18 protein-coding genes and 2 tRNA genes are annotated in these 15,920 nt (G+C 40.9%); 4 read left to right on the plus strand and 16 right to left on the minus strand.

Annotation, left to right across the window (positions count from 1 at the left end; genetic code table 11):
* Positions 1–69 precede the first annotated feature (69 nt).
* Positions 70–210, plus strand: coding sequence for a hypothetical protein (locus JOC36_RS00310; protein ID WP_205144518.1), 141 nt, complete (start codon positions 70–72; stop codon positions 208–210).
* Between the two features lie 197 nt (positions 211–407).
* Positions 408–842: a hypothetical protein gene (locus JOC36_RS00315; RefSeq protein WP_205144519.1), complete on the plus strand. Its 435-nt coding sequence runs from the start codon at positions 408–410 to the stop codon at positions 840–842.
* 274 nt (positions 843–1,116) lie between these two features.
* On the opposite strand, the gene JOC36_RS00320 is transcribed toward JOC36_RS00315, so the two are convergent.
* The 6 genes from JOC36_RS00320 to JOC36_RS00345 all read right to left on the minus strand — a co-directional run bounded on the left by JOC36_RS00320 (position 1,117) and on the right by JOC36_RS00345 (position 6,147).
* Positions 1,117–1,190: transfer RNA gene (locus JOC36_RS00320), tRNA-Ile, on the minus strand.
* 30 nt (positions 1,191–1,220) lie between these two features.
* A tRNA-Lys gene (locus JOC36_RS00325) sits at positions 1,221–1,293 on the minus strand.
* Positions 1,294–1,337: 44 nt separating this feature from the next.
* Entirely contained in the window at positions 1,338–2,150 is an 813-nt protein-coding gene (gene menH / locus JOC36_RS00330) for a 2-succinyl-6-hydroxy-2,4-cyclohexadiene-1-carboxylate synthase (protein ID WP_205144520.1), read from the minus strand.
* Complete coding sequence (gene menD, locus JOC36_RS00335; protein WP_205144521.1) at positions 2,137–3,819, minus strand: 2-succinyl-5-enolpyruvyl-6-hydroxy-3-cyclohexene-1-carboxylic-acid synthase; 1,683 nt, start codon at positions 3,817–3,819, stop codon at positions 2,137–2,139. Before menD ends, menH begins: the two co-directional genes overlap by 14 nt.
* Positions 3,816–4,922, minus strand: coding sequence for an isochorismate synthase (locus JOC36_RS00340; protein WP_239517483.1), 1,107 nt, complete (start codon positions 4,920–4,922; stop codon positions 3,816–3,818). Before JOC36_RS00340 ends, menD begins: the two co-directional genes overlap by 4 nt.
* Complete coding sequence (locus JOC36_RS00345) at positions 4,909–6,147, minus strand: DUF2075 domain-containing protein (protein WP_205144523.1); 1,239 nt, start codon at positions 6,145–6,147, stop codon at positions 4,909–4,911. Before JOC36_RS00345 ends, JOC36_RS00340 begins: the two co-directional genes overlap by 14 nt.
* Positions 6,148–6,380: 233 nt before the next feature.
* Between JOC36_RS00345 and JOC36_RS00350 the strand changes: the two genes are divergently transcribed.
* Positions 6,381–6,788 (plus strand): Hsp20/alpha crystallin family protein, encoded by a 408-nt coding sequence (locus tag JOC36_RS00350; protein ID WP_205144524.1) that lies wholly within the window; start codon positions 6,381–6,383, stop codon positions 6,786–6,788.
* Between the two features lie 50 nt (positions 6,789–6,838).
* On the opposite strand, the gene ndk is transcribed toward JOC36_RS00350, so the two are convergent.
* Genes ndk through JOC36_RS00365 form a run of 3 tightly spaced genes read right to left on the minus strand, consistent with a single transcriptional unit; the run spans position 6,839 to position 8,889 of the window.
* A complete protein-coding gene (gene ndk / locus JOC36_RS00355; protein ID WP_205144525.1) occupies positions 6,839–7,270 on the minus strand; it encodes a nucleoside-diphosphate kinase in 432 nt (143 codons plus the stop codon).
* A gap of 49 nt (positions 7,271–7,319) precedes the next feature.
* Positions 7,320–8,345 carry a YdcF family protein gene (locus JOC36_RS00360; protein ID WP_205144526.1) on the minus strand — a complete coding sequence of 342 codons (1,026 nt, stop codon included), beginning with the start codon at positions 8,343–8,345 and terminating at the stop codon, positions 7,320–7,322.
* Positions 8,329–8,889, minus strand: coding sequence for an alpha/beta hydrolase (locus JOC36_RS00365; protein WP_205144527.1), 561 nt, complete (start codon positions 8,887–8,889; stop codon positions 8,329–8,331). The genes JOC36_RS00360 and JOC36_RS00365 overlap by 17 nt, the downstream gene beginning before the upstream one ends.
* 241 nt (positions 8,890–9,130) lie before the next feature.
* Between JOC36_RS00365 and JOC36_RS00370 the strand changes: the two genes are divergently transcribed.
* Complete coding sequence (locus JOC36_RS00370) at positions 9,131–10,207, plus strand: ammonium transporter (protein ID WP_239517501.1); 1,077 nt, start codon at positions 9,131–9,133, stop codon at positions 10,205–10,207.
* A gap of 38 nt (positions 10,208–10,245) precedes the next feature.
* Here the strand turns inward: JOC36_RS00370 and folP are convergent, their stop codons facing one another.
* From folP to JOC36_RS00405, 7 genes are all read right to left on the minus strand, one after another.
* Positions 10,246–11,370: a dihydropteroate synthase gene (gene folP, locus JOC36_RS00375; protein ID WP_205144529.1), complete on the minus strand. Its 1,125-nt coding sequence runs from the start codon at positions 11,368–11,370 to the stop codon at positions 10,246–10,248.
* Positions 11,367–12,668 (minus strand): bifunctional folylpolyglutamate synthase/dihydrofolate synthase, encoded by a 1,302-nt coding sequence (locus JOC36_RS00380; protein ID WP_205144530.1) that lies wholly within the window; start codon positions 12,666–12,668, stop codon positions 11,367–11,369. Before JOC36_RS00380 ends, folP begins: the two co-directional genes overlap by 4 nt.
* A 47-nt stretch (positions 12,669–12,715) precedes the next feature.
* On the minus strand, positions 12,716–13,276 hold the full coding sequence (gene folE, locus JOC36_RS00385) for a GTP cyclohydrolase I FolE (RefSeq protein WP_205144531.1): 561 nt from the start codon (positions 13,274–13,276) through the stop codon (positions 12,716–12,718).
* Between the two features lie 5 nt (positions 13,277–13,281).
* The gene (gene folK / locus JOC36_RS00390; protein ID WP_205144532.1) at positions 13,282–13,776 is read right to left on the minus strand and encodes a 2-amino-4-hydroxy-6-hydroxymethyldihydropteridine diphosphokinase; all 495 of its coding nucleotides are present in this window, start codon (positions 13,774–13,776) and stop codon (positions 13,282–13,284) included.
* A 2-nt stretch (positions 13,777–13,778) separates the two neighbouring features.
* The gene (gene folB / locus JOC36_RS00395) at positions 13,779–14,141 is read right to left on the minus strand and encodes a dihydroneopterin aldolase (protein WP_205144533.1); all 363 of its coding nucleotides are present in this window, start codon (positions 14,139–14,141) and stop codon (positions 13,779–13,781) included.
* 152 nt (positions 14,142–14,293) lie between these two features.
* The gene (locus JOC36_RS00400; protein WP_205144534.1) at positions 14,294–14,779 is read right to left on the minus strand and encodes a DUF2798 domain-containing protein; all 486 of its coding nucleotides are present in this window, start codon (positions 14,777–14,779) and stop codon (positions 14,294–14,296) included.
* A gap of 86 nt (positions 14,780–14,865) precedes the next feature.
* Complete coding sequence (locus JOC36_RS00405; protein WP_420825611.1) at positions 14,866–15,747, minus strand: phosphate ABC transporter substrate-binding protein; 882 nt, start codon at positions 15,745–15,747, stop codon at positions 14,866–14,868.
* Positions 15,748–15,920: the final 173 nt, after the last annotated feature.

Consider the following 15,920-nt stretch of genomic DNA (forward strand, 5'->3'; position numbering starts at 1 on the left):
TAATGATAAGGCTGCTCATTATTTTGGGAGTTATGGGCTATCGTACTTATCAAATTGCTAGCACACACAATGACATCTAAAAATGTTTATTCACAACAATTAAAAGATGAAACACCTAATTTAATCAAGCAATACGGTGTTGATGGTGTATCTAAAATTTTCAATACAAAGGTCGAAGTCCTGAATGAAATCAATAACGATGGCCAATAAATAATCACAATGCGTAAAGTAATTAATCATCACTAATAAAACATGTCACCTTCAAGCACAACGGAGAAAAATGAAAGTTTATGAATAACAATAAAGAAACACGTTCTACTAACAATAACCCAACAAAATCAAAAAACATCTGGCTAATTTTGATAGCCATCTTTGTTGGTATCTTAGCAGCTATCGCAATTTTTTTCATGGGAGTTTATATTTCAAGCTCTTCCAAGTCTTCAAATTCACATGTATCTTCAGAATCATCTTCCAAAAAGTTATCTTCAGAAAAGACATCAACTTCTGAAGAGACGTCATCTTCTGAAGTTGCCTCATCACAAGAAGCTACCCAACCAACAGATGACGGTTATAATTATATTTTAGTTTTTGCCGACGGTACAACTCGCCTAAGCCGCACAGCTCCTACCTCGGAATATTGGCAAGAAGGAACCTCTTCAGCAGCCAGTAATGGCCATCCTGGTCGTACCACCTACAACCAATTGTCATTTAAACAAATGGGCGGAGAGACTGGAACAGGAACAAGTGAAGATGATCGCGACGAATATATGAAAGACTGGAATGAAGATTACGATAATGATAGTCAAGCAATGATGGAAAAATCCATCCCTTATCATGGTTAATCTGAAACAACCTACCGTAATTTAGAAAATTTAACGCCTTTTCAATTAAGCAATCACCACTGCAGATAAAAAAACTTTGAACAACAAATAAAAAAACACATCCCTCCTACTGAGTGGATGCTTTATAGCAGGGTTAATCTCGATATCAGACCTGAGCATGTCTTAAAAATGCTCTTTTTTTGTGCAAAAATATTTCCAAGAAACAAAAAGCGCTAACAAGCTATCTAAGTAGCTAAGTTAGCGCTTTTATTAACGATCTAATCATCAATTAGAATGTTCCCTGTCGGACTCGAACCGACGACCGGACGGTTATGAGCCGTCTGCTCTAACCAACTGAGCTAAAGGAACCTGAACGAATTTAATCAAATGATTAAATGATGTCCCCGCACGGACTCGAACCGTGGACCCAAGGATTAAAAGTCCCTTGCTCTACCAACTGAGCTACGGAGACAAACAGGTCTTAAAAGACCAAACATTATTATACATGAAGCCGATTTATTTGTATAGCATAGCTTGCATGTCGTTTAACACCTGTGTAAACATCATCGGCGCCTCGAAATGGACATTGTGTCCAGCTTCTGGAATTTGTACGTCGTGAGCCTGTGGCAGGTGCAACAGCATATTTTGTGTAATACAGAGAAATTTTTTATCTAAAGCACCATTAATCAATACCGTTGCCACATCTAAAGCCCGCAACTGTGGCCATAAATTCGGCATAGCCCCTGTTCCAAACTCACGCAATGAAGCCGCCACATTTTCAGGTTGCTGAGCTACTCGCTGAGCGTGCATAAACGCTCTTTGTGTTGCTGGCAACTGCTGCTGACTAGCAAACATCGGTAGCTGTTCCCATTCATTTATGAATGCTTCCATACCAGATTCAAGCACCCTGTGCGCCTTTTTTTCATCCGCTAACTGACGCGCCTGGCGCTCATCAGCATCTGCAAGGCCAGGGGTTCCGCTTTCTAGCACTAACAATTGAATGTCCTCTGGATGCGCTAAAGCATACGCTAGCGCAAGCCGAGCACCCATGGAATAGCCAACTAGCTGCACGGGTTGTTGCGTCAAATTTTGGATAAGCGTCTGCAAATCAGCAATTTGTTGTTCAGCCTGAAAACGGTGACTATCTTTAACCACTGGCGCATTCGGACCAAAGCCTAGCAAATCTAAATAGATTGCGGTACCACGTGGATTAATCGCCTCAAAATCTGCATGACTGCCCATGAAGCCATGCAAAAAAAGCCAAGTTGGTGTTCCTGTCCCCTTTTGTTCATAGTGATATGGATATCCACGGACTTCAATTGTTGGCATAATCTGCTCCTAACTGATTCAGCACAGTTTGGTGCGTCACCACATTCTGTTGCCGTTGAGTGGTCACTTCAATAATTTTCAAACCATCAGCAGGCTGATCAACTGCTTGTTGCAAGGCTTGTGGTTGTTGAATGCGCTGATATTGCGCATCGAATAAATCAGCCACTTTTTCGATTGACCACCCCTGTGGCGTCCCGAATAATTGCTCAAAATATTCATCAGCACTAGCTTGTGGCAAAAATGAAAAAATACCTCCACCAGCATTATTTGTTACCAAAATTGTTAGATCAACCCCAAGCTGCTTTGCTAAAGCAATCCCGTTCAAATCATGGAATAAGGCTAAATCACCAATCGCCAGCCAGTTATTTCCACCAGCCAAGGCCATCCCTGCTGCAGTGGCAACTGTCCCATCAATACCATTCGCACCACGATTAGCCCATGTTTTAATTGCATGCTTTGGTTGCCAGTAATTATCATAATCCCGGATTGGCATTGAATTAGCAATGAACAACCGTGTCCCCATCGGCAGATTATTCATCGTTTGTACCACACCTAAATCATCCAAAGGCGTCTGTACCATTTGTTGTCCAATTTCTGTCAAACGCGTTTGAGTTGCCAACCATGCTTGATAGAATGTCGACGTATTTTGACCAATTTGCTGATCAAACGCCTTTAAAAAGCTAGTTTCATTAACATCTAAGGACATCTCACTTTGTCGGCTATGATCATGACCAACATATTGTTTGCCAACTTGAAGCACCGGAATATGCTCACTTTGAATCCATTGTAATAATTTTGCTGAAACCGGTGTTGCACCAAACCGAACGATCACTTGTGGTACTGGTAAACTGGCCAATTGATTGGCCGCCACCAAACTATCAATACCAATAATTTGGCCTGGTGCCGGTCGCACTTGGCTTAGCACATCGGCAATAACTGGGATTTGATGCTTCTTTGCAACATCAACTAGTAATTGCGTATAATCACCACGTTCAACGGGTCCGGCTAAAAAGACAATTTCACGCTGCAATAACTCTACTAAGGCTGGATTCAATTCAACTTGTGCTGTTAAATCCGGAAAAGCCTGTGGTTTGATAGTCGGCCAAGGCATCTCTAAGTCTGGCATCAAAGGTTTACGTAACGGTAAATTCAGTTGTACTGGACCAGCTGGTGCAGTCACACTTTGATGAACTAAGTGTTGAACCTCGTAATCAAGATAAGCTAAAGCATCTGGGCTCTCACTTTGTAACGTTAGCGTCACGGCATTCTTAACGTTGCCACCATATAACCCAGTTTGCGCAATCGTTTGTGGTGCGCCAATGTGCTGTAACTCTTCAGGCCGATCGGTTGTTAAAGCTAACAACGGCACATGTGAAACCGCTGCTTCAGCAATGGCGGGGGCATAATTAGCCGTCGCTGTCCCTGATGTTGCCAACAAGGCCACTGGTTCTTGGCTAGTTTTAGCAATTCCCAGCCCTAAGAAGCCTGCATCACGCTCATCTAGCGCAACATGTAACTGAAAATCGTCTACAATATGTTGGCTAAATTCAGCCAATAGCAAAGCAATTGGCGTTGTGCGCGAACCTGGTGATACGACGACATGCCGCACGCCTTGTTCATACAGTCCTAATATTAAATGTTTAATTTGTTCTGTTAAATTCTGATTCATTGTTGTGCCTCAATTAATTCTTTCATTGGCGTCATTTTCAATTGGATTTCCTGAGCTTCTTGTGCCAAATCTGAATCAGGTAGAATCCCTGCCCCAGCAAACAAATGCACCTCAGTGCCCTTTTGCCACATCGACCGAATCCCCACAACAAATTCACCCATACCATTTGGTTCTAAATAACCAATTGGGGCCGCAAATAGTCCGCGCGGTTGTGCTTCAACCGATTTAATCACTGCTTGCGCCCAATCTTTTGGAAAACCTCCTAGTGCAGGCGTAGGATGCAAACGTTCCAATAACTCTGGTAATGACGTGTTTTCAGCTAACTCACCTTGAATTGGTGTGTATAAATGCTGAATTTGTGGTGTTTTCAAAAGGGTCGGCTCTTTGTCATAATGTAGCGTCGCCAAATCAGACAAAACATTAGCAATTGTATCAACAACCACTGCATGCTCTGTTCGATTTTTGGGGTCATGCCACAGTTGGCTCGCCAAGGCTGCATCCTTTGCTTGATTTTCTCCACGTTTAATTGATCCAGCCACTGCAGCCGTTTCAAAATGTTGTCCCGCTAAACGAACTAAACGTTCAGGAGTTGCAGAAATAAAGGCTTCATCACCACGTTTTAAAACAAAGTGATAACTATTAGGCTGTTTAACTTGCAAATCAGCAATCAATTGACCCAAATCCAAGGGATGTGCTAATTGCAGTGTTGTTTGCATCCCTAAGACTACTTTTTCTTTATCCACTTCACGTTGCAAGGTTGTAAGCGTTGGAGTCATTCGATCAACCCAGTCAACTTCTTGATCTTCTTTTAAGACCGCATTAGACTGCAAAGGCGTTTGCACCGAATCATTTGGCACCTGCCTTAAATCAACAGTTTCTGCTGGAGCGAAAAAATAGCCATTCATCAATACCGAGTCCTGTTTTTGTTCATCAAAGGGGACTCCGCCAAACACAAGCTGCGTTTGCTGGGCTAACCAATTTGCTAACTCACTTGGTTGCTGCCAGTTCTTCAATTCATCAGCTACACCAAACCCAGCTAGCTGGGTCTGCTTATCAGCTGATGCAAAATAAACAGCTTGGTCGGCCTCATTAAATTTTTTCATCCATGCTTGCATTTTTTCTTTTCCAATCTGCTTGTAACGTTGTTAAAGCTTGTCTTAATTCATCGTCAGCTGCCGTGAGGTATAACCCCTCAATCCCTCGGGTCATTAGGATACTAGCGGCATGTAACATTACGTCAGACTGCATTTGAGCAATCTCACCAGCCTTTTGTAAGTGCGGCGACTTTTTATAGATTTCACGATGGGTAACTTCATCTGTATCAATCCACATCCGTTGCTGCTTTTTATCATATTTAAAGGGTGGCCCTAAAATCACACCAGCATAATTTAAGTCAAAACCTTGGACCGTATAAATTGAACCAACTTCATTAATTGACTCAGGTCGCTCAGCCCAAGGCGTTTTTTGTGGATCATACTCGTCCCAAGGTAAACAGAAATCATCCATATAAACAGCATGATCTCCATTTCCTAGCCGTTTAAACCCACTCGTTGCCATGACTCGTGACAATCCGACTTCAGCATTGCGTTGCTTAATTGCTTCATATAAATCAGCTGCACGATCATAAATTCTTAAATCATAAGCACCCAAATCTTCCGGTAAAGGTCGCAATTCACCGCGTCCAAGCGCAGCCAGCCAGTCCAACACTGCTTGATTAGCATGCACTCGATACTGTAAATCTAACTCAAAATTCTGTACTGTAGCAGATGCTGTTACTCGATCCAACAAAGCTGGGCTCCAAAAAGCCTTTGATTGCATCACTTGTTCAAAATCAAAGACGACAATGACCACTTTCGCAATTTTCATTAATTCGCTTAATTGGTTATCGCCATAAAACTTAATATAAGGTTCCGGCTTAGATAGTAATAAATGGCCTTCATCGACGACAATCGCATCATAGCGCTGCCCAGTTTTATGGGCTTGGTTAATAATTGAAGTTGGCCGCTGATAATCTTTTTTCTTTAAATTTGGTTGTTGTGCCGCTAACTCTTGATATACTTTTAACAACTCAGGATGGTTGACCGTAAAAACATTTTTAGTGTCTGCATAGGGCCCCGTTTGGGTTCTAGCACCATGCTGCAAACGTTTAAATAATTCAGTTAAAATAACACTTTTCCCTGTCCCGGCTGCACCTCGAATAACTCCAACCGCCACAGGCCCCTCATCATACAAATGATCTTGAATAAAGGCTTCAATCGCATTTAACTGTTTTTCTTGTTGTGTAGTTAATTTTTCGACATTAAATTTTTCAATTGATGAATTTTCCATGCACCCATTATACACCGTCAAAACCGCTTCGCAATCAGTCTTTTCAAGCAACCCTGATAACAAAATTAGCACTCTAACAAATAAAGTGCTAAAAATTTGCTCAAAACCCTTGCATTTATTTTTAAAGGGTGTAATATAATAGATGTAAGCAAGGAAGGGCAATAAAGAAAAGCCTTAAGAACTTTGTTTATAAAATAAAAATGATAAAAAAATGATAAAGAGAGGTATTTACCATGAGTAACGAAGTACGGACATATAGCGATTTGAACCATTTGATTGACCAAATTTCACGCGGATTCTTCAATGAAGGAACAACACCTGCTGTTCTCGGAACTGATGTAACCGAAGCTGATGACAAGTACATTGTTCATGTAAATGTACCTGGTGTTAATAAAGACGATATCAACATGAGCTACCATGACGGTGTATTAAACATCGATGCAAAATATGATCACTTTGAGGATCACTCAGATGAAGATACACATGTTTTGCTAAGTGAGCGTTCAGAAGGATCAGCACATCGCAGCTTTAACTTAGCTGGGGTTGACGAGAACAAGATTAGCGCTTCACTTGATAACGGTGTTCTAACTATTGAACTTCCAAAGGTTCAAGAAGCAGATCACAAGATTTCAATCGACTAATTTAAATAAAAATAAAAGGCAGAGCCGGTCGGCTCTGCCTTTTTTGTGTCCTAATTGTTAAAGTCAGAACCAAACCAAATTTTAATTTCACGCTCGGCCGCCTCAGGGCTATCAGAACTGTGCACCACATTACGCAATTTTTCATCAGCATATTCACGACCAAAGTCACCGCGAATCGTACCAAAGGCTGCTTCAGATGGATTTGTTGCTCCCGCCATGCGTCGGAATACTGAAATAATTTGGACTCCACTTGCAACAATCGCCACAATTGGCCCTTCTTGCATGTATGATTTCATTTCAGGATAAAATGGCTTATCGACTTTGTCAGCATAATGTTGCGCCAACAACTCATCAGTTTCTTGAGTTACCTTCAAAGCATCAATTCGGTAGCCTTTCTTTTCCAAACGGGTAATAATCTCCCCAATATGTCCTTGACTAACACCATCTGGCTTAATCAAAATCAAGGTTTGTTGCGCATCCATCATCCACTACCTCCATATAATTGTATATTTACAAGCTTTATTATACCTGCTAAATTGACAATTTCCCAGTAATTAACGCCAAAAATACGATTAAAATTAAAGCGCTTACACAAAACGCATGCCACCGCCATTTGTTAAACATGATTGAAAAAAATTCACGCATATAACCATACCAAATTTTTTTCCGCGCCGTATGTACCACCACACTCTGAGTAGTTAAGCCAAATCGATCAGCAAAGATTGCAGCCCGAAACGCATGATAATCACTGGTAACAAAAACCCCTTGCTGTATTGGAACTTCAAGTTTTTTCAGTAATTCCTGTGTATACTGAAAATTTTCATATGTATTCCGCGACTGATTTTCACAATAAATACGCTCGTCAGCAATACCATCTTGGCGAGCATATTGCTGCATCGCCGAACTTTCGCTCACTTGCCCAGGTCCAGTTTTACCACCAGACATTACATACACTGGTTGATTTATTTGCCGCTCTCCGAAACTTAGTGCCAAATCAAGACGCTTTTTCAATGTTAAGGAAACTTGGTTGTCCTGTTCTAATAGCGCTCCGAGGACCAAAACATACGCAATTCGTTGATGACCAACCCTATTACGCCAACGATAATGTAAAAACGCGATGCCGAATGCACACCAAAAGAATGCGACATAACCGATACATGCGGCCATCAACACAGTCAAATAAATTAGTGCCGGCCAGTGTAATTGTAAAAGTATCAAACTACTAAAACATAGCAAAATAATCAACATGCCAACTAAAGTCACATTCACCCGACGATAGGCGCGAATATGGCGATACATCCAAGCTTGTTGGAGAATCAAATAGCCAAGCCAAAGGAAACCACACCCACCTAGAATCCCGCCAATCGCGAGCACCCATAACCAAGCCTTTAACCAACCCGTAAAAGGCCAACTTTGCAATCCCAGCGTTATTAACAATAGACTGAGCAACATAACCAACAGGGGCCAAATACCATTTCCAAGGTTAATATGCCCTCGGCGTTGGTTAATCAGTAGCGCTAACAGAGCCACAAGTTCGAAACTAGCTATTATTAACATCAATTTCCCTCACAACCGCTTGGAGCGCTTGGGCTACAAGCGGTGCACGCCGTCCTACAAAATGCCCACCTGACGCTTTAATCAATACATCTAAGCGCAAATTTTCCGCAATTTTCTGCGCCTGCATCCAAGGAACAACTGGATCATCCAAAGCCGTTAACACTAGCCCATTTCGAATCAAACGGCGTAATTTATTAAAATCTAATTGATGCTGACTTAATGCCGGCGTTAATTCAGGATACACCGTTAAAGGTTGCGCAAACGCACCAACCATCAAAAGTGCATCTGGCCGAACCTCATTATCCATTATAAAACGCAAGCTATTATAACAACCAAAACTGTGAGCAATTAAACAAATGGATTGATTAACATCAATTGTCTGTTCTAATACTGTTTGCCAAACATTACTATCAGCCATTTGCGTCTTTGGAACATCAATAATCGTTACTGGCGAGCCAGTATTTTCTTTTATACCCCCCTTAAGCCACGCATACCATGCTGCGTCGGGGGTGCCCCCATATCCTGGCACAATGTAATAATGCATGTTAATCACCTCATTAAAATGACCTTTGTTAGCTTCCCTCACATTTTATCACTAAAATCAACTGCAATCATTATAATGATTGGTATAGTTATAAATGAAAGGGGATTAAATTAATGGCAAATACAACTGACACAGTTTTCGTTATCTTATGCACCCTATTGGTCTGGACCATGACCGGGGGTCTCGCCCTCTTTTACGGTGGCCTTTCTAAAAAAAAGGACATTTCATCAATACCATGATGATGGTGCTATTACCCTTAGGTTTCGCCAGTGTCATCTGGTACTTATTTGGCTTCACACTTTCGTTTAGCGGAAATGGCCTATTCTTCGGTAATTTTCATCAGTTTTTATTCAATCATGTCAGTTTCATCCATAGCACACGGGGATTGCACATCCCAGATGCTGTTTTTGCAATGTTTCAAGGGATGTTTCCATTAATCACGATGGGCATTATCGCCGGTTCCGTCATTGATCGAATCAACTTTAAAGCTTTTAACGTTTTTATCATCCTGTGGTTAATTGTCGTTTACTTCCCGCTGGCCCACATGACTTGGGGTGGTGGTTTATTACAACAACTTGGCGTGCTTGATTTCGCTGGTGGTGACGTGGTCCACATCGCCTCTGGTTTCACTGGCTTAGTTTTAGCGCTAGTGATTGGTTCACGTGAGCAGCCCACTTTAGCAACCGTGCATCACGCACCTTCGGTCACAATTGGTGCGATTCTACTTTGGCTTGGTTGGTTTGGCTTTAATGCTGGTTCTGCACTCGCCTTAAACGAATCTGCTCTAATCGCCCTATTTAATACAATTTTAGCCGGAGCACTCGGCTTTACCATTTGGCAAGCACTAGAATACTGGCAAAAACAAACACCAACATTATCTGGTAGCTTTACAGGCGCCCTAAGCGGTCTCGTATTAATTACACCCGGAGCCGGTTTCATGACCCCTCAATCAGCCTTCTTAACAATTCTAATTGGCACCCCCATCCTTTACGGCCTCATCAAATTCACCAAACAACATTTTCAATATGATGATGCCTTAGATGCTTTCGGTGTCCACGGCCTAGGTGGCGTACTTGGTGGCTTAGCAACCGGTCTCTTCGCTAGTCCTCACCTTTCTGGTCATTTAGGCGCAATCTCCGGCAATTGGTCACTCTTACTAACACAGTTAGCAGGAATTAGTTTTACCATCTTACTCACGAGCAGTCTTAGCTATGTCTTAATTCGTTTAATTGGACATTGGATGCCATTAACTAGCCAACCTCAAAACAGTTCGCGTGATCAATACGAGCACCACCAAGATAGCTTTTCAGTTGAATAACAAAAAACCTGGATTCAAATTAGAATCCAGGTTTTTGTTTAAGCTAAATAACTTTCATGAATATTATCGATCAAACGGCGCATTTGATCTGTTTCTTCAACATTATGCACCCGAATAATTTGATTGCCTTGCTCATACATGAGCGCTTCGGTCACAACGCTCATCATCACCCGGTCATCCTTCTCTAAATCAAGCAACTTTTTAAGGTAACTCTTATTAGAAACCGCCGCCATAACTGGCAATTGAAAATCATTCAATTGACTAATGCCATGAATCAAAGCTAAATCGTTATGCAAATTTCCCACCGTTGAAAAACCAACACCAGGGTCAAGTGCAACCCGATTAAGATCAATACCAGCCGCCTTAAATTGTTGCAATTGATCTCGGAACACAGCCATGACCGTGTCGTAAGTAATCGGTTCATCCATCAACCGTCGGTTCAACATACTGACCATGCCGACATTTGATTGGCGCATTAAATCAATTTTAACTGGGTCATCCACAAAACCATTAATGTCATTAATAATTGACACACCAGCGTCCAAAGCCGCCTCCATAACCACCGGCTTATATGTATCAACTGCGATAACCGCCTCAGGAAATTCATTTTGAATCAATTTGATGTATGGCATGATTCGATCAATTTCAGCCTGACTTGAAATTTCAGTATAACCAGGACGTGTTGATTGGCCACCAACTTCAATGACATCAGCCCCGTGCGCTAAAATCTCAGCAACGTGTTCTCGAACCGCAATCTCATCAAAATACTGACCACCATCATAAAAAGAATCAGGTGTCGTATTCAAAATGGCATAAACCAATCCTTTGGTGGTCAAATCAAAATGAAAATCTCCAGCTTGCCAAACAACCTGATGGGCTCGTTGAATTGAAGCTAGTGCCTGCGTTGCTGCGTCATCGAATACTTTTGAAAATTCTGCTTCAAGCGCAGCCAATGCATTAAAATCTAAAATTGCTAAATTACGTTCATGGTCAGCAACATACACCACATTAAAGCGACGCAACACCGGCGCCAACTTTTGCTGCTCTTCAGGCGTTTCGGCCACAAAAGCAACGACAACGCTTCTTTGCCGCAAAGCTTGTTGAGTTAATAGTTGTTCAGCCGATGTTTGGGCCCTTTGCTTCGTTAATTCTGTAATTTTCAAAACAATTCCTCCTGTTGAATAAGCGGTACGACATGATTAATGAGATAGAATGAACCTGTGACAATTATTGGATTTTTTGTACCTTGTACTTGGCGCAACGCATCTGTAAGGTCATCGGCAACTGAAAAATCCGTAATACCTTCAGCCTTAAATGTTTGTGCGAGATCAGTGTAACTTAGAGCCCGTTCTGGCTGAATTGGTTCTGTGAGAATAAAATGTGCATTTAGTTGCCCCAACAATGCGACACAGTCAGCATAGTCTTTATCTTTCAAAAAGCCAACAATCACATCGTAACGTTGCTGTGTCCCTAAAGTCGCAACTAGCCCGGCAATAGCATTCTCGTTATGCGCGCCATCGATATAAATATCGGGGTTTTGATGCACTTGTTGCATCCGCCCCGGCAAACTAACTTGTTTAATTACCTGTAAAATTAACGTATCCGCAATCGGTTGATTTTGATGTTGCTGATTGTAGATATACAACCAATTCAAGGCATTTTGTAGATTCTCGACTTGGTAAGCTCCTAACAAACCAAAAGGCTGATTAGGGTAAAGCCCGTCCGCTAACTGGACATCCACATATAGATGACCATCTCGCGTTTTAACTCGTGTAATCCGATAAGGGGTTTTATCAATGAATGCTACCTGTTTTTGCGCTGCTTCCTGCTTTAAAATATCCGTAACCTGCGTATCTTGATCGGGGTAATTAAACACAATTGAATTTGGATCAATAATTTGTGCCTTATTAGTCGCAATTTCCGATAAGGTCGACCCCAAAACTTGCATATGGTCCAAGTCAATTTTAGTAAAAATCGTATAATCGCTCATCCCCAAAGCATTAGTAGCATCGAGTGCGCCACCTAAGCCACACTCAAAAATGGCAAAATCCACAGCTTGTTCCGCAAAATAGACTGCTGCAATCAAGACAAACGTTTCAAAAATTGTGATATCAGCTTGTGTCAAATTAAGCGCTTGTAAAGCTTCCAGTAGCTTTTGGTAAACTTCCACAAATTCATTTTCCGACATTGATTTTCCATTAATTGCAATTTGTTCTAAGTCATCGTACATCGGCGGACTACTAAAATGTCCAACCCGCTTTTGGCTTGCTACTAAAAAGTCTCGTACCAACACGCCTGTTGAACCTTTCCCATTCGTCCCACAGATGTGCATCAATGGATAATTAGCCTGGGGCTGTCCCAACTGCTTTAAAATTCGATTTAACAGCGCCACTCGATCAATATCATCAACATACTTCATCTGTTTTGGGATTTGTTGCATGATTTCTGCGTATGTCATCATCACTTGCACGCTCCCATCTGTTCCGTACCACTAACCAATTGTCATCTTTAGCTCTTAATCGTCTCCAAAAATTCTTGGCGTAATGCCTTATCTTCAAAAGCACCACGATAAAAGGTCGTTTTGGTCTCACTACCCGGCTTTTTAACGCCACGCATTTCCACGCACATGTGCCGTGCTTTAACCAAAACTGCCACGCCAGCAGGATCCAAAATATCCATTAATGTATTCCCAATGGTGCTGGTAACCTCCTCTTGTAAGGTTGGTTTGTGCGTTGCATAATCGACTAACCGTGGAATCTTACTCAACCCAATTACCCGTCCATTTTGTGGCACATAACCAACAGAAACCGTTCCAAAAAAAGGCAACAGATGGTGCTCACACATTGAATAAAATGGGATTTCAGTAACTGTCACTAATTCGCCATCATTCGTATGGTCGGTATCGAATATTTTGTAAGCTTCGAACTCTGGTTGATCCAACGAACTAAAGATTTCTTCATACATCTTTGCGACACGTTGAGGCGTTTCTTGTAACCCAGGCCGATTAGGTTGTTCACCAATCGCTTTAAAAATATTGCGAACACTTTCTTCTATTAATTGTTGATCCATACTTATCACTTTCCTATTTCGTCCAGGCGCATAATATATTGGCTGCCATTAAGTGTATTAATCGCATCACTAACTTGCTGATATTTTGGATGCGTTTTATCCATAATTTCTTGTAATGGAACTAAAACAAATAAACGATTAAACATTTCACGATGTGGTACATCCAAAACCGCATTATTAATCACATCATTATTAAAAAGTTCAATATCTAAATCAAGCGTGCGTGGCCCCCAATGAATCGTTCGAACGCGATGATATTTCTGTTCATAGCGATGTAATACATCTAATAACGCTTCAGCTGTTAATGACGTTTTAAGCTTTATGACCGCATTCACAAACTGATCTTGGTCAACCATACCAACCGGATCTGTCACATAAAAATGCGATACTTGCTCAACATCAAGGTCTGGTTCTTGATTTAAGTCCTCTAAAACAGCTTGTAAAGTTTGTTTAGAATTCCCCATGTTACTACCTAAGCCAACATATGCAATATTTTCCATAACTACCCCGCTAATTCAACTTCTGCACTATCTAAAATGCCATCAATCGGCAAATTCAACTTTTCAATTTGCACTTGAACCAAGTCGATTTGATCTGGAAAATGGGCATGAATTTGTTCAATCATCATCGCTGCCAAAGTTTCCAGCAATTTAATCTCATGATTATTTTGAATCAAATCAGCAATTAACTGATAAACTTCACCGTAATTAACCGTCTGTTCTAAGTCATCAGCCAAGTAAGCTGAAACATCCTTTTCCGGTAACGTCAAAACGATCGAAACTAGTATATCTTGTCCTACCACGCGTTCTTGTTCAAAATAGCCAATGTAACTATGGAATCGCATCTTATTTAACTTAATTTTCACCAGCACGCTCCTCTAACTTTCTATGGTTTCATAGAGTAAATGTTATTCTTTTATGATTTAATTTCTATTATAGCTTAAAAACCAGCCCTAAAAGCGATAATTTGTACACAAAAAAAGCTATCCCCCTTTAGGATAGCTTGGGCAAAATTAACTTAATCTGCTTGCACCGTTTCGAACCATGCAAAAATTTTATTCCATAAGGGGCGAACCACAAAAAAGAATAGCGGAAAAATAATCGCTAACTTAAAGCCCCAACCTTGCAAAAAGTTGGTTAGGAGCGGAAATTCACCCAAATTCTTGAGAACGGTTGTAATTAACGTCATAATCCCAGAATTAATAAAAATCACTAACGCTGGGAAAATAATTAATTGCCGCCAATGTTGGTGAATACTCTGCAAAAAACGTGCTTCAATGTTTTTTACTAAGGGTACTGTCACAAATTGACGGACAGCAAAAGCACCCGGAATAATCATAACTAATAATTGCAAGATAATCGCAACATCAACCGCATTTAACCCGTATGCGATGATGGTATTAATTGTCACCATTGTGGTGATCATGGTTAAGAAAATTAAATGACCTTTCAAATTTAAACTACTTTCTATGTACTGTTCTAAAATCAACAACCCATCCATCATACCGAATTTTTACGCTTTTGACAAATTAGATTCCGATTTCCAAACATTTTAAAAGCATGTCCAAATTATGGACATGCTTTAGTTTTTTACTTTAATTTAGTGACCTTATTTTGGTCGTCTTTTTGAACCTTCATGTCAGACATTGGGATATATCCCAACTTCTTTGTGGTCTTCTTCATCGCATCTGACTTCACAAATTCAACATATTGCTTTGTTGCCTTGTTTGGGTTCTTCTTTGTGTACATGTGTTCGTACGCCCAAATCTTCCACTTATTGTTGGCTACATTTTCATCACTAGGCTTGACGTTATCCACCTTAATCGTCTTCAACTTATCGGCTGAATGACCTTGCGTATATGAAAAGGCCAAGTATGAAATTGCACCAGGCGTTTGGCCAACAATCTTTTGAACCGCCCCATTATCATCTTGTTCTTGAGCCGTCTTAGCAGACTTACCATTCAAAACATTTTGTTCAAATGTGAAACGTGTCCCTGAACCTTGAGCTCGGTTAATCACAACGATTTTCTCGTCCTTACCGCCAACTTCCTTCCAGTTAGTAATCTTACCACTAAAGATATCCTTCAATTGCTTTGATGATAAGTTTTTGACCGAAACATCCTTATTCACAACGGGTGCAATCCCAACGGCAGCAACCTTATTATCTTGCATCTTCTTAGGGTCAACCCCCTTCTTTTGTGATGCAAAAATATCAGAATTTCCAATATCAATTGAACCTTTGCCAACTTGGCTCAAGCCAGCTCCTGATCCACCACCTTGCACGTTAACTGAGATATCACTGTGCTTTTCACCGAACTTTTCACCGGCTTCTTGGGCCAATGGTTGCATTGCGGTTGATCCAACAGCCATCACCTTTGTATCCGCATGGGCAATGTTAGCACCACCGATAATTGTTGCAGCTGTTAAAACACTCGCACCTAGCGTTGTCTTAATTAATGTACTTTTCATCATGAAAGTATCTCCTTTAAAATTAATGTTGAAAGGCATCAAGTGATTGTGTAGTAGCATCAATTAGAAGGCTCAATCCCTTTCAACAAAATCTATTATAGACAATCATTGTATAAGGACTGTAAGTTTCGTGGATTTCATGTAAATAACATGTAACGCTTTTCGTTACCAAACAA

This window comes from Weissella uvarum (assembly GCF_016908785.1).
GTDB classification, from domain to species: domain Bacteria; phylum Bacillota; class Bacilli; order Lactobacillales; family Lactobacillaceae; genus Weissella; species Weissella uvarum.

Excerpts from the sequence above, each read along its gene's own strand:
- JOC36_RS00310 (WP_205144518.1), top strand. The coding sequence starts at position 70 with ATGACATCTAAAAATGTTTATTCACAACAATTAAAAGATGAAACACCT.
- JOC36_RS00315 (WP_205144519.1), top strand. The coding sequence starts at position 408 with ATGGGAGTTTATATTTCAAGCTCTTCCAAGTCTTCAAATTCACATGTA.
- menH (WP_205144520.1), bottom strand. The coding sequence starts at position 2,150 with ATGCCAACAATTGAAGTCCGTGGATATCCATATCACTATGAACAAAAG.
- menD (WP_205144521.1), bottom strand. The coding sequence starts at position 3,819 with ATGAATCAGAATTTAACAGAACAAATTAAACATTTAATATTAGGACTG.
- JOC36_RS00340 (WP_239517483.1), bottom strand. The coding sequence starts at position 4,922 with ATGAAAAAATTTAATGAGGCCGACCAAGCTGTTTATTTTGCATCAGCT.
- JOC36_RS00345 (WP_205144523.1), bottom strand. The coding sequence starts at position 6,147 with ATGGAAAATTCATCAATTGAAAAATTTAATGTCGAAAAATTAACTACA.
- JOC36_RS00350 (WP_205144524.1), top strand. The coding sequence starts at position 6,381 with ATGAGTAACGAAGTACGGACATATAGCGATTTGAACCATTTGATTGAC.
- ndk (WP_205144525.1), bottom strand. The coding sequence starts at position 7,270 with ATGGATGCGCAACAAACCTTGATTTTGATTAAGCCAGATGGTGTTAGT.
- JOC36_RS00360 (WP_205144526.1), bottom strand. The coding sequence starts at position 8,345 with ATGTTAATAATAGCTAGTTTCGAACTTGTGGCTCTGTTAGCGCTACTG.
- JOC36_RS00365 (WP_205144527.1), bottom strand. The coding sequence starts at position 8,889 with ATGCATTATTACATTGTGCCAGGATATGGGGGCACCCCCGACGCAGCA.
- JOC36_RS00370 (WP_239517501.1), top strand. The coding sequence starts at position 9,131 with ATGGTGCTATTACCCTTAGGTTTCGCCAGTGTCATCTGGTACTTATTT.
- JOC36_RS00380 (WP_205144530.1), bottom strand. The coding sequence starts at position 12,668 with ATGATGACATACGCAGAAATCATGCAACAAATCCCAAAACAGATGAAG.
- folE (WP_205144531.1), bottom strand. The coding sequence starts at position 13,276 with ATGGATCAACAATTAATAGAAGAAAGTGTTCGCAATATTTTTAAAGCG.
- folK (WP_205144532.1), bottom strand. The coding sequence starts at position 13,776 with ATGGAAAATATTGCATATGTTGGCTTAGGTAGTAACATGGGGAATTCT.
- JOC36_RS00400 (WP_205144534.1), bottom strand. The coding sequence starts at position 14,779 with ATGATGGATGGGTTGTTGATTTTAGAACAGTACATAGAAAGTAGTTTA.
- JOC36_RS00405 (WP_420825611.1), bottom strand. The coding sequence starts at position 15,747 with ATGATGAAAAGTACATTAATTAAGACAACGCTAGGTGCGAGTGTTTTA.